The sequence below is a fragment of the bacterium genome, from assembly GCA_040756715.1.
GTDB lineage: Bacteria > UBA9089 > UBA9088 > UBA9088 > UBA9088 > JBFLYE01.
Genome location: JBFLYE010000120.1, coordinates 1 through 11,196 on the forward strand (window position 1 = coordinate 1; position 11,196 = coordinate 11,196).

General features: G+C 37.4%; 15 protein-coding genes. 6 read left to right on the forward strand and 9 right to left on the reverse strand.

Translation table 11 applies throughout. From position 1 onward, the window contains the following. Positions 1–427 precede the first annotated feature (427 nt). The 9 genes from AB1397_04590 to rplM all read right to left on the reverse strand — a co-directional run bounded on the left by AB1397_04590 (position 428) and on the right by rplM (position 6,916). Positions 428–904 (reverse strand): TIGR00725 family protein, encoded by a 477-nt coding sequence (locus AB1397_04590; protein ID MEW6482262.1) that lies wholly within the window; start codon positions 902–904, stop codon positions 428–430. Beyond that, complete coding sequence (locus AB1397_04595; GenBank protein ID MEW6482263.1) at positions 901–1,260, reverse strand: hypothetical protein; 360 nt, start codon at positions 1,258–1,260, stop codon at positions 901–903. The genes AB1397_04590 and AB1397_04595 overlap by 4 nt, the downstream gene beginning before the upstream one ends. 152 nt (positions 1,261–1,412) lie before the next feature. Continuing rightward, on the reverse strand, positions 1,413–1,643 hold the full coding sequence (locus AB1397_04600; protein ID MEW6482264.1) for a DUF2283 domain-containing protein: 231 nt from the start codon (positions 1,641–1,643) through the stop codon (positions 1,413–1,415). Then, positions 1,625–1,906 (reverse strand): DUF4258 domain-containing protein, encoded by a 282-nt coding sequence (locus tag AB1397_04605; protein ID MEW6482265.1) that lies wholly within the window; start codon positions 1,904–1,906, stop codon positions 1,625–1,627. The genes AB1397_04600 and AB1397_04605 overlap by 19 nt, the downstream gene beginning before the upstream one ends. A 13-nt stretch (positions 1,907–1,919) precedes the next feature. Continuing rightward, positions 1,920–3,239: a DNA repair protein RadA gene (gene radA, locus AB1397_04610; protein ID MEW6482266.1), complete on the reverse strand. Its 1,320-nt coding sequence runs from the start codon at positions 3,237–3,239 to the stop codon at positions 1,920–1,922. Between the two features lie 65 nt (positions 3,240–3,304). Next, positions 3,305–5,659 (reverse strand): leucine--tRNA ligase, encoded by a 2,355-nt coding sequence (gene leuS, locus AB1397_04615; GenBank protein MEW6482267.1) that lies wholly within the window; start codon positions 5,657–5,659, stop codon positions 3,305–3,307. After that, a complete protein-coding gene (locus AB1397_04620) occupies positions 5,656–6,093 on the reverse strand; it encodes a four helix bundle protein (protein ID MEW6482268.1) in 438 nt (145 codons plus the stop codon). Before AB1397_04620 ends, leuS begins: the two co-directional genes overlap by 4 nt. Beyond that, the gene (gene rpsI, locus AB1397_04625; GenBank protein ID MEW6482269.1) at positions 6,093–6,488 is read right to left on the reverse strand and encodes a 30S ribosomal protein S9; all 396 of its coding nucleotides are present in this window, start codon (positions 6,486–6,488) and stop codon (positions 6,093–6,095) included. The genes AB1397_04620 and rpsI overlap by 1 nt, the downstream gene beginning before the upstream one ends. Next, positions 6,485–6,916 carry a 50S ribosomal protein L13 gene (rplM, locus tag AB1397_04630; protein ID MEW6482270.1) on the reverse strand — a complete coding sequence of 144 codons (432 nt, stop codon included), beginning with the start codon at positions 6,914–6,916 and terminating at the stop codon, positions 6,485–6,487. The genes rpsI and rplM overlap by 4 nt, the downstream gene beginning before the upstream one ends. Positions 6,917–7,006: 90 nt before the next feature. On the opposite strand from rplM, the gene rpmD reads away from it, so the two are divergent. From rpmD to AB1397_04660, 6 genes are all read left to right on the forward strand, one after another. After that, on the forward strand, positions 7,007–7,189 hold the full coding sequence (rpmD, locus tag AB1397_04635) for a 50S ribosomal protein L30 (protein MEW6482271.1): 183 nt from the start codon (positions 7,007–7,009) through the stop codon (positions 7,187–7,189). Then, positions 7,179–7,607 carry a 50S ribosomal protein L15 gene (rplO, locus tag AB1397_04640; protein ID MEW6482272.1) on the forward strand — a complete coding sequence of 143 codons (429 nt, stop codon included), beginning with the start codon at positions 7,179–7,181 and terminating at the stop codon, positions 7,605–7,607. The genes rpmD and rplO overlap by 11 nt, the downstream gene beginning before the upstream one ends. Beyond that, complete coding sequence (gene secY, locus AB1397_04645; protein ID MEW6482273.1) at positions 7,604–8,917, forward strand: preprotein translocase subunit SecY; 1,314 nt, start codon at positions 7,604–7,606, stop codon at positions 8,915–8,917. The genes rplO and secY overlap by 4 nt, the downstream gene beginning before the upstream one ends. Positions 8,918–9,196: 279 nt before the next feature. Further along, positions 9,197–10,435 carry a threonine synthase gene (gene thrC, locus AB1397_04650; GenBank protein MEW6482274.1) on the forward strand — a complete coding sequence of 413 codons (1,239 nt, stop codon included), beginning with the start codon at positions 9,197–9,199 and terminating at the stop codon, positions 10,433–10,435. Then, entirely contained in the window at positions 10,425–10,733 is a 309-nt protein-coding gene (locus AB1397_04655) for a nucleotidyltransferase domain-containing protein (protein ID MEW6482275.1), read from the forward strand. Before thrC ends, AB1397_04655 begins: the two co-directional genes overlap by 11 nt. After that, positions 10,730–11,134, forward strand: a complete 405-nt coding sequence (locus AB1397_04660; protein ID MEW6482276.1) for an HI0074 family nucleotidyltransferase substrate-binding subunit — start codon at positions 10,730–10,732, stop codon at positions 11,132–11,134. Before AB1397_04655 ends, AB1397_04660 begins: the two co-directional genes overlap by 4 nt. Positions 11,135–11,196: the final 62 nt, after the last annotated feature.

Sequence of the window (11,196 nt, forward strand, 5' to 3'; positions counted from 1 at the left end):
TTCGGGACACCCCTCTAGGAGAGGGGAATGGGGGGAAGAAGAGGAACATGGGAAATTCCCCTCTTTCAGAGGGGTGGCAGACCGTAAGGTCTGACGGGGTGTTGAAGGGGTATCAGGCGAAGCCTGAGGGGTAGTTTACAAGCGAAAACAGCACATTCTCAACTTCTTTCCTTTGACCCAACCAAGCTAAGACCAACAGCCATAGAAACTTTAAATAGCAATGCCTATCTTCTCTCTTAAATAACAGAAGGAAGCATCAATATAAAAACCACCTTCCTTGATTTAATGTAAGAAGGATAGAATTAGAAAAAAATGAATAAGAATATTTCTCCAATTTTCCTTTTTCTCCCTTTCTCCTTATTTACACAAATTTCAGATGGCTAAAGTGTTACAAAATGCAAAAACTACAATGCAATAGACATATAACCTAAACGCATTGCAATTTAGCCTTTGCAATGGCTTGCGAAACAGCAGATTTTGGGGAATTTGCTTTGATGAGTGGAATCTCTGCAAGCTCATAGGAGAAATCCCAGGTATATAAGCCAATAATAGGCTTTTTAAATTGTAGGCCATAGGCTATCTCAGATAGTGTCCCATAGCTTCCATCAATGGCAATAATTGCACAAGATGATAGGACAACAATTATATTTCTTGCATAGCCAATGCCTGTTACAATGGGAATATCAACATATGGATTAGAAGAAGCCGCATCAATGCCTGGTAGAATTCCAATCGTTAATCCCTTTTCCTCTTTTGCCCCTTTACAGGCTGCCTCCATTATCCCAGAAAGCCCTCCACAGATAAGGATACAATTATTCCTTGCTATTTCTTTTCCTGTTTCATAGGCAAGGGAAAGGATTTCGCCTTTTGGATTTTCACCACCAATAACACCAATTCTAATCATTCCGGGAAGAACATATTGGTTATGCTTTCTATGATTCTTTTGTTTATCCTTGGAGTATCTATTCCCCCTTTAAGCAATTTTACAGCCTCATCTATCTTTTCTTCCCTTATGTCAGGAATATCTTTTACTAAGGAAAGAACCTTAGAAAGGTAGTATGCTGTTTTTGCTCCCTCAGAGATTGTTGCCTCGTCATAGCCAGAGGATATAGATGTTTCTCCTAATGTTGGCATAGTATATGTTTTTTTGGGAGAAGATAAAACTTGAGAGAAAGAGAGAGAAACCTCCTCCTTTTTCTTTATAGGGCTTCCTAAAACCTCTTTTGGTTTAAGCTCTCCATTTATTTTTGAAAAATCCATATTATTCTCCTTTTTTATTTATCGGCATTTTTTCAAAATAACTTTAAGAAAAATTTTTGACAAAATAAAATTTTGTGGAAGAAGTGAAGCGTTTATTAAGGAAACAGCAAAGAAAAGGCCTCTTTGATGTTTGATCTGATATACCAACAAACCTAGTGAACTAGAGATTGGGAAATACTTTCTTCTATTCTTCTTTTAAGCATTGGAGCCAGTAGTCTTGAAACTCCCAATACTTCAACACCCATAATCTCACCTCTACCTCCATATTCTACTTTTACTCCTTCTTCTAGCTCTTTAGAATCTATGGCTACTCCCTTTTTGAAGGATATATATAAAACATCTAGCTCTTCATCATACCATAGCTTCATCTTATTTTTATCCATCTTTTTGCCTCCTTTTTATTTATCTCTTTTTCTATATTCTTACAAGGATATATGGTCACCACTTTTATTTGTTCACCCTCTTTCACAAAAGGGATTACTAAATAGGTCTCTGTTCTTGCCATTTCTACCTTTCCTATTGCTACCATACTTTTAGTGATAATATCATAAAAAAGAAAATCGGGTTTTTCAATCACCTTCTCAATTAAACTTTTACCAATTTCCCTCTCTTCAATTTTTAAAAGAGCATGTTTAGAAAAAAGCATTTTTTACACCTTTTTAAGGAAACAGCAAAGAAAAGGCTTCTTTGATGTTTGATACACCGATTAGCTCTATTTGCTTCTCCTTTATCTTATCTAAATTTGATTTGGGAAGAAAGCAGGAAGAAAATCCAAGCTTTGATGCCTCCTCTATCCTCTTTTCTATATTTGATATGCCCCTTATCTCACCAGAAAGGCCAACCTCTCCCACCAGGGCTATCTTCTCATCTATTGGCTTTTCCTTAAATGATGAGACAATGGCAGAGCATATTCCAAGGTCTATTGCAGGCTCAGAGCTTCCTATTCCACCTGCAATATTGACAAATAGGTCATAGGTTGAAAGGTTATAGCCCATCCTCTTTTCCAAAACAGCCAAAAGGAGCAAAATCCTGTTATAATTTACACCCAATGTATCCCTCCTTGCCATTCCATAGATGGTTGGCGTAGCAAGGGCTTGAATTTCAATAAGAATGGGTCTGCTTCCCTCAACTGTGCAGGAAACAACAGAGCCAGATGCACCTTTTGGTCTTTCTGATAAGAATGCTAAGGATGGGTTTTTTACCTCAGAAAGCCCCTTTTCTTCCATTAAGAATACGCCTATCTCATTGGTTGAGCCAAACCTATTTTTGTAAGCCCTTAAAATTCTAAAAATATGATTTTTATCTCCCTCAAAATAAAGCACTGTGTCAACCATATGCTCAAGGAGCTTAGGCCCTGCAATTGAACCCTCCTTTGTTACATGACCAACAATGAATATGGGGATATTCCTCTGTTTGGCAATGCCAGAGAGAAAGCTTGTGCAGACCTTTATCTGAGAGACCGTTCCAGGGGCAGATGGTAGGCTTGGGTGGTATATTGCCTGGATTGAATCAATGACAATTACCTTAACCTCTATTTTCTCAAGCTGGTCTAAAATATGGGTAATCTTGTTGTAGGATGAGATGTATAAATTTTCTGATGAGATAGAAAGCCTATCTGCCCTTATCTTTATCTGTTGGTAAGATTCCTCTCCACTTACATAAAGCACCTTATTTTCCTTTGCGAGCTCTCCTGATACCTGAAGAAGAAGGGTTGATTTTCCAATCCCTGGGTCTCCTCCAATAAGGACTAAAGAGCCCAAAACTATTCCTCCTCCCAGCACAGAATCAAACTCAGAAATTCCAGATTTTATCTTCTCTTCTTCCTTGATCTCTATTTCTGGAAGCTTAAATAAAAGGGGGGATTCCTCCTTTCTATATTCTTCTACTACCTCTTCTGTAAAGGTATTCCATTCTCCACAGCCAGGGCACCTTCCAAACCATTTGGAGGAGGAATAATCACAGGACAAGCATCTATACATTTAAAGTATTTTACCATAAAATTATTGGATTGTTAAGTTTTTTGGCAAACCAAAAGGCTTGTCCTTCAGCTAACCACAACATTCACAAGCCTTCCTGGGACAAGGATTATATCCTTAATCTCTCCCTTAATCTTATCCTTTATCTCATCCATTGCCCTTTTTTTTGTTTCATTAGGGCTTAAATTAGAGGGAATGGTAATCTTTCCCTTAAGCTTCCCATTTATCTGGATTATGATAGTGCTCTCTTTTTCCTCGATTAAGGCTTCATCGTAGGATGGCCAGGGTTCATCCTCTATCCTTCCTTCAAAATGCTCCTTCCAAAGGTAAGATGAGATATGCGGGGCAAATGGAAAGAGAAGGACCAGAAATGTTTTGAATATATCCTTCGTGAGCAAGCCATCTTCTATTTCATTGAGAAATTCCATAAGGTGGGCTATGGCTGTATTAAAATGGAATCTCTCTATATCCTCCGATACCTCCTTTATTGTCTTATGTATCAAGGCATAAAATCTTTCTTCTGATCCTCTGATCCTCTGATCCTCTGACCCTCTGACTTTTATTTTATATATTCTATTTAAAAACCTAAAGCATCCCGCTATGCCCTTATCATTCCATTCAAGCTCCTTTTCTGGTGGTGCGGCAAATAGAATAAAGAGCCTTGTGCTATCTGCTCCATATTCCTCTATAATTTTATCTGGGTCAACCACATTGCCTTTGGATTTTGACATCTTCGCACCATCCTTTATAACCATTCCTTGTGCCAATAAGTTTTTAAATGGCTCATCTATTGAGATAAGCCCCAAATCCTTCATTACCTTGGTAAAGAACCTGGCATACAAAAGATGCAAAATGGCATGTTCAATCCCTCCAATGTATTGGTCTACGCTCATCCAATAGTCTGCCTCTTTCTTTAGGACAGGAAGGTTATCGCAATTGGGTGTAAGATACCTCAAGAAATACCAAGAGGAATCAACAAATGTATCCATTGTATCTGTCTCCCGCTTGGCATCCTTTCCACAATTTGGGCATTTGCAATTTAAAAATTCATCAATTTCCCGAAGGTTTTGCCCCGGCTTTGTATCCAAAGGAAGCTCTACCGGAAGGTCTTCTTCAGGAACAGGAACTATGCCGCATTGAAAGCAATATACAATGGGAATGGGTGTTCCCCAATACCTTTGCCGAGAGACAAGCCAATCCCTGAGCCTGTAGTTTATGGTTTTTCTTCCCATTCCATTTTTTTCCATCCAATCTGTTATTGCATCAATTGCCTCTTTGCTTGACATTCCATTAAATTGACCAGAATTAACCAAAATCCCTTCCCCTTCATACGCCCCTTCCCTTTCCTGACCTCCGACCCCTGACCCCTGAGCCCTGACTACCATTTTTATTGGAAGCCCATATTTCTTTGCAAAATCAAAATCCCTTGAGTCATGAGCAGGAACAGCCATAATCGCACCTGTTCCGTATTCCATCAAGACATAATTTGCAATCCAGATGGGTATTTTTTCCTGATTTACGGGATTTATGGCATACAGGTCTGTAAATATTCCCTCTTTTTCCATTTTGTCAGGCGATACCCTAGTTTTTGCCCTTTCTACAAATTCCCTTACCTCCTTTTTCTCTATCTCCTCTACCAATGGGTATTGCGGCGCTAATGTCAAATAGGTTGCTCCAAAGATTGTATCTGGCCTGGTTGTAAATACAGGGATTATTTTTCCTCCCTTTTCCTCTTTAAAGAATATCTCGCACCCAATGCTCTTTCCAATCCAATTCTTCTGCATAGTAATGACATTTTCAGGCCATTTCCCAAGCAATTTTAGATCATCTAAAAGCCTTTCTGCATATTCGGTAATCTTAAAAAACCATTGCTCTAAGCTTTTTGTGGTAATAAAAGAATTGCATCTCCAGCAATCGCCGTTTATAACCTGTTCATTTGCCAAAACAGTCTTGCATTTAGGACACCAATTTACATCCTCCTTTTTTCTATAAACCAACCCCTTTTGATATAGCTTTAAAAATAGCCATTGATTCCATCTATAATATTCCCTATCGCAGGTTGCAATCTCCCTTTCCCAATCATAGGAAAGCCCAAGCCTTTTAAGCTGGCTTTTCATATAGCTGATATTATCCTTTGTCCATTTAGCAGGGTGTATGTCCTTTTCAATTGCAGCATTTTCAGCCGGTAAGCCAAATGCATCCCATCCCATGGGATAGAGGACATCAAAGCCCTTTAATCTTTTATATCTTGCAATTGTATCGCCTATGCAATAATTCCTGACATGGCCAATGTGGATTTTTCCCGAGGGATAGGGAAACATCTCCAGCAAGTAGAATTTTTCTTTTCCCTTTTTTCTAAAAAAACCCTCTTTTTCCCAGAATTCTTGGATTTTTTTTTCTATTTCAAAAAATGGGTATGTCATAAAGAGTCTGGAGTCTGGGAGTCTGGAGGTTGGGAATTTCTTAGATAATTTGAAAAAGCTTGGATAAGTCGCGATACCTCTTCTGCACTGACATATATATTTTGAAACTCCTCTTCTGAAATATATTTTTCATCAAATGTTACATAGAGATGCGATTGGAGTTCTGCGACTGAAGCATGAGCTATACCAAGAAAATTTATGAATTCTTTATCGGTGCGCCTTGCAAATCCTTCAGCAATATTTGCCATTATTGAGATTGCAGAATTTCTTAATTGGTTTTTTAAACTAAAATCTTTAGTGAAATGTGAATTTTTTGTAATTTTATAAATTTTATTTGTTAATTCTCTTGCCTTCTGCCAAGCCCGAATATCCTCAAATTTCTCAATCTTCCCCTTGACCCTCTGACCCTCTGACCCTCTGACTCTCTGACCCATTACCTCTTTGAGAATTGGAACCTTCTTCTTCTTCCATAGAGGCCATATTTTTTTCTCTCATGGATTCTTGTATCCCTTTTAAGAAGACCTGCTTTATTAAGGATAGGTTTTAATTCCTCATTTTTTTTTGCCAATGCCCTGGCAATCCCCTCCCTTATTGCTCCAGCCTGGCCAGATATGCCACCACCTCTAATATTTACATAACAATCAAATTTTCCAAATGTTTGTGTGGCATAGAATGGTGCGAAGACAAAGGGTTCAAGTGCTTTTGCCCTTCCACCAAAATATGTATTAAAATCCCTTTTGTTTATTTCTATCTTCCCATCACCAGGAATAAGCCTTACCCTTGCTCCTGCCTCTTTTCTCTTTCCAGTTGCCTGAACTTGTTCTCTCATCTAACTTCTAATACTTGTGGTTTTTGGGCAAGATGTGGATGTAGCCCATCTTTATATACCTTAAGCCTCCTTATCATCCTTCTTCCTATGATATTTTTAGGAAGCATCCCCCAAACTGAAAGCTCAACTATTTTACACGGATTTTTTGCCTTAAGCTCCTTGAAGCTTAATGTCTTAAGACCACCAGGATAGCCTGAATGTTTTCTATATAACTTATCTTTTTCTTTCTTTCCAGAAACCTTAATTTTTTCTGCATTCAAAACAACCACAAAATTTCCATTATCAATATGGGGTGTCCATCCTGGTTTTTCCTTTCCAAGAAGGATGCGAGAAGCATTTGCTGCCACTTTACCAAGTATCTTATCAGAGGCATCGATAATAAACCAATCCCTTTTTATATCCCCTTTCTTTGCAAATGATGTTTTCATAATTTCAAAAATTATATTTTAAAGATTAGAAATATGTCAATTAAATAATTTAACTTGACGAGACAGAATTTAAGAACATAGAATATTTTTATGAAGAATTTAAAAATAAAGCTTATAAAATCAAGAATTGGAATTTTCCCAAAGCATAAAAAGACATTGGATAGCCTTGGTTTAAGAAAAATGGGAAGGGAGGTTATAAAGCCAGATAATCCGCAAATTAAAGGGATGATAAGGAAGGTTTCTTATTGCTTGGAGGTTAAAGATGCTGAATAAATTAAAAAGACCAGAGGGTTCTTATAAAAAAAGAAAGAGGCTGGGAAGGGGAGAGGCATCAGGTCATGGTGGAACATCTACAAAGGGAACAAAGGGTCAGCTGGCAAGGAAGGGAGGGAAACAACCAGGATTTGAGGGTGGACAAACACCCCTTAAGATGAGGCTTCCCAAGAGGGGGTTTCATAATCCAAATAGACGAGAATATCAAATTGTAAAGCTTTCATCCTTAAATAAATTCCCTGAAAATACAGAGATTACAAAGGAAGTGCTTTTTAAGGAAAATCTTATTAAGGATATTAAAAAGCCAGTAAAAATATTATCCGAGGGAGAAATAAATATCCCCCTTTCCATAAAGGTTGACGCCATATCAACCTCTGCACTTTCAAAGATAGAAAAATCTGGCGGAAAGGTTCTATGAATCCATTAGAAGGTATTGGCAAGCCATTTAAGATATATGAGCTAAGGAAAAGAATCCTATTTACCCTTGGCTTGCTTGCGGTTTATAGGATTGGCTCATTCATTCCCACCCCAGGTGTAAATGCCTCTGCATTCCAGGCATACTTTCAAGGCTTAAAAGGAAGTATGGCAGGATTAGCAAATCTCTTTACCGGTGGAGCATTGGAAAGATTTTCCATATTTGCCTTAGGGATTATGCCATATATTTCAGCATCAATTATTATGTCCTTGATGGCACACCTTGTTCCATCTTTAGAGAAAATACAAAAGGAGGGAGAAGAGGGAAGGAGGAAGATAAACCAATACACAAGATACCTCACCGTCCTTATTGCCCTTATTCAAGGCTCTGGAATAAGCATATGGCTTGAAAGCACCCAATACTATGTTCCCATTGTTGTAGCACCTGGCATCGCCTTTAAGCTTATGACCGTTCTTGTTATGACAACGGGTGCCCTTTTTATTATGTGGCTTGGTGAGCAGATAACCGAAAGGGGAATAGGAAATGGCTCATCCATCCTTATCTTTGCCAATATTGTTGCCAGCGTTCCACAAGGGTTTGCCCTTACAATGCAAGGGATTTTTAGTGGAGAGATGAATATCCCTGTCGGAGTTATCCTTGTTTTCATTGTTGGGTGTATTGTTGCCGGCGTGGTTATTATGATTCAAGGTCATAGAAAGGTATCTGTCCAATATGCAAAGAGGATGATTGGAAGAAGGATGTATGGAGGTCAAAGCTCATATCTTCCGATGCAGATAAATATGGCAGGCGTTATTCCCATAATATTTGCCTCATCAATCCTTACATTTCCAGCCACCATAGGTGCATTTCTTGGCAGGGGTGGTCTTTTTGATTGGCTTCTTTATATTCCAGCCTGGATAAGGGAAGGGGTTTCAAACCTTCTTTATGTTGCTCTTACCATATTCTTTACATATTTCTATATCTCCATTATCTTTAATCCAAATGAGGTGGCTGATAACTTAAGAAAATCTGGAGGATTTGTTCCAGGGATTAGGCCAGGAAGACAGACATCAGACTATCTCCATACAATCCTTAACAGGGTAACCTTTGTGGGTGCCATATTCCTTGGCATTATTGCCATACTTCCAACCATTGTCCTATCATTCCTCCATGCACCATTTTATTTTGGCGGAACAACCATTCTAATTGTGGTCGGGGTTGCCCTTGATACCTTGCGTCAGGTAGAATCATACCTTATGATGCATCATTATGAGGGATTTCTTAAGAAGGCAAGGATAAGAGGAAGGTTTTAAATGAGGAATTTTTTTGTTAGCTAACAGATATTTTATAGTTAATTCCATAACGCTTTACAAAATGTATGTGTTTAGATAATCTTAAGGAAAACTTTATAAAATTATGAATTTTGAATGTTGAATTTTGAATTAAAAGGGAAAAAATTTTATAAAACTTAACCTTTTTCAATTCAAAATTCAAAATTTAGAATTCAAAATTTCTTAAAAGGTGGATGAATTTTTAACAGATAAACACAACCCTATCTATTTTTGCACTAAGTAATGGAAGATACTATAGTTATGGAATGGATGAAAGGGCTTAAGTGTAAGGAATGCGGACGGGAATATCCAAAAGCCGCATTGTATATATGCGAATTCTGCTTTGGACCACTTGAGGTAATCTATGATTATCCTGAAATAAAAAAGGTTATCTCCCGTTTCTCTATTGAGAAAAGCCGAGTATATAACCTTTGGCGGTATAAGGAGCTTCTTCCTTTAGATAAAGAGCCGCAATGTGGTTTAAACTCAGGATTTACACCACTTATTAAGGGAAATAACCTTGCAAAGGCACTTGGTGTGGATTGCATTTACATAAAGGATGATTCTGTTAATCATCCAACCTTCTCATTTAAGGATAGGGTTGTTGCTGTTGCCCTATCAAGGGCAAAGGAGCTTGGATTTGAAACCGTTGCCTGTGTATCAACGGGAAATCTTGCTAATTCTGTTGCTGCTCAAGCAAGGTCTGCAAATCTCTCTGCATATATCTTTATTCCCGCAGATCTTGAAATGGGCAAGGCGATAGCATCTTTAATCTATAACCCAATTCTTGTAGGAATAAAGGGAAATTATGACCAGGTGAATAGGCTTTGTCATGAAATTTCAGCAAAATACAATTGGGCATTTGTAAATATCAATATAAGGCCATACTATGCAGAGGGTTCAAAGACAATTGCCTATGAAATAGCGGAGCAGCTTGGGTGGAAAGCACCAAAGCATATTGTTATCCCAGCTGCTTCTGGCTCTTTAATTACCAAGATTTACAAAGGATTAAAGGAGTTTGAAATGCTTGGTTTAATTTCTAATGTTAGGACAAGGCTACATATTGCCCAGGCAGAAGGATGCTCCCCAATTGTTTCTGCTATAAAGGAGGATTCGCCATTTATCAAGCCTGTTATTCCAAAAACAATCGCAAAATCCTTAGCAGTTGGAAACCCAGCTGATGGATACTATGCCTATAATGTTGTAAAGACATCGGGTGGATATGGAGAGGTTGCTACAGATGATGAAATTGTTGAGGCAATGAAGCTATTGGCAGAAACAGAAGGGATATTTACAGAAACAGCGGGTGGTGTAACCCTGGCGGTTTGCAAGAAATTGATTGAACAGGGAAAAATTCCAAGTGATGAGGAGATTGTTATATGTATTACAGGAAACGGCTTAAAAACCCAAGAGGTTATAGCAGATAAAATTAAAAAGCCAATAATTATTGAGCCAAGCTTAAGGTCATTTGAGAAGGAGGTAGTAAAAAATGAACCTTGAGTTTTATTCGGAAAAAAGATTAAAAGGGGAAATTTTAGAAATTATTGGTAAATATTTAAACCTTGATGATTATAAGATTTTTTTCTTTGGTTCAAGGGTTTCGGGAGATAATTTCCTGCGTTCGGATATTGATATTGGTATTGAAGGAGCAAAAGAACTTCCCATTGAGGTAAAATTTAAAATTGAGGAAGATATAGAGAGGCTGCCAACATTATATAGGTTTGAATTTGTTGATTTCAAAAGGGTTTCAAATGATTTTAAAAAGGAGGCATTAAAATTTGTTGAATATATTAGATGAATTTTGTAATTTATAAAGATTTTGAAAAAGCGATTAAAAGATTAAAAGAGGTTTTAAAATTAGAAAAAACAGAGATTACAAGGGATTCCGCAATTAAAAGATTTGAGCTTTGCTTTGATCTGAGCTGGAAATCAATTAAGGTTTTTGCCAAAGATCAAAGGGTAGAATGCTATTCACCTAGGGAGTGTTTTAAGGTTGCTTTTCAATTAAGCTTAATAGATTATGATGAAGCCTGGTTAAGAATGATTGACGATAGAAATTTAACCGCCCATCTTTACAAAGAGGAATATGCTGATGATGTTTATTCAAGGCTACCTAAATATTTAAAAATGTTTAAAAAATTAAGAGAAAATTTAAAAGGGGGTAATTATAGTATCTTCCATTACTTAGTGCAAAAATAGATAGGGTTGTGTTTATCTGTTAAAAATTCATCCACCTTTTAAGAAATTTTGAATTCTAAATT

What these genes read in the sequence shown, in the direction of transcription:
- AB1397_04590 (MEW6482262.1), bottom strand. Translation starts at nt 904, where the DNA reads ATGATTAGAATTGGTGTTATTGGTGGTGAAAATCCAAAAGGCGAAATC.
- AB1397_04595 (MEW6482263.1), bottom strand. Translation starts at nt 1,260, where the DNA reads ATGGATTTTTCAAAAATAAATGGAGAGCTTAAACCAAAAGAGGTTTTA.
- AB1397_04600 (MEW6482264.1), bottom strand. Translation starts at nt 1,643, where the DNA reads ATGGATAAAAATAAGATGAAGCTATGGTATGATGAAGAGCTAGATGTT.
- AB1397_04605 (MEW6482265.1), bottom strand. Translation starts at nt 1,906, where the DNA reads ATGCTTTTTTCTAAACATGCTCTTTTAAAAATTGAAGAGAGGGAAATT.
- radA (MEW6482266.1), bottom strand. Translation starts at nt 3,239, where the DNA reads ATGTATAGATGCTTGTCCTGTGATTATTCCTCCTCCAAATGGTTTGGA.
- leuS (MEW6482267.1), bottom strand. Translation starts at nt 5,659, where the DNA reads ATGACATACCCATTTTTTGAAATAGAAAAAAAAATCCAAGAATTCTGG.
- AB1397_04620 (MEW6482268.1), bottom strand. Translation starts at nt 6,093, where the DNA reads ATGGGTCAGAGAGTCAGAGGGTCAGAGGGTCAGAGGGTCAAGGGGAAG.
- rpsI (MEW6482269.1), bottom strand. Translation starts at nt 6,488, where the DNA reads ATGAGAGAACAAGTTCAGGCAACTGGAAAGAGAAAAGAGGCAGGAGCA.
- rplM (MEW6482270.1), bottom strand. Translation starts at nt 6,916, where the DNA reads ATGAAAACATCATTTGCAAAGAAAGGGGATATAAAAAGGGATTGGTTT.
- rpmD (MEW6482271.1), top strand. Translation starts at nt 7,007, where the DNA reads ATGAAGAATTTAAAAATAAAGCTTATAAAATCAAGAATTGGAATTTTC.
- rplO (MEW6482272.1), top strand. Translation starts at nt 7,179, where the DNA reads ATGCTGAATAAATTAAAAAGACCAGAGGGTTCTTATAAAAAAAGAAAG.
- secY (MEW6482273.1), top strand. Translation starts at nt 7,604, where the DNA reads ATGAATCCATTAGAAGGTATTGGCAAGCCATTTAAGATATATGAGCTA.
- thrC (MEW6482274.1), top strand. Translation starts at nt 9,197, where the DNA reads ATGGAATGGATGAAAGGGCTTAAGTGTAAGGAATGCGGACGGGAATAT.
- AB1397_04655 (MEW6482275.1), top strand. Translation starts at nt 10,425, where the DNA reads ATGAACCTTGAGTTTTATTCGGAAAAAAGATTAAAAGGGGAAATTTTA.
- AB1397_04660 (MEW6482276.1), top strand. Translation starts at nt 10,730, where the DNA reads ATGAATTTTGTAATTTATAAAGATTTTGAAAAAGCGATTAAAAGATTA.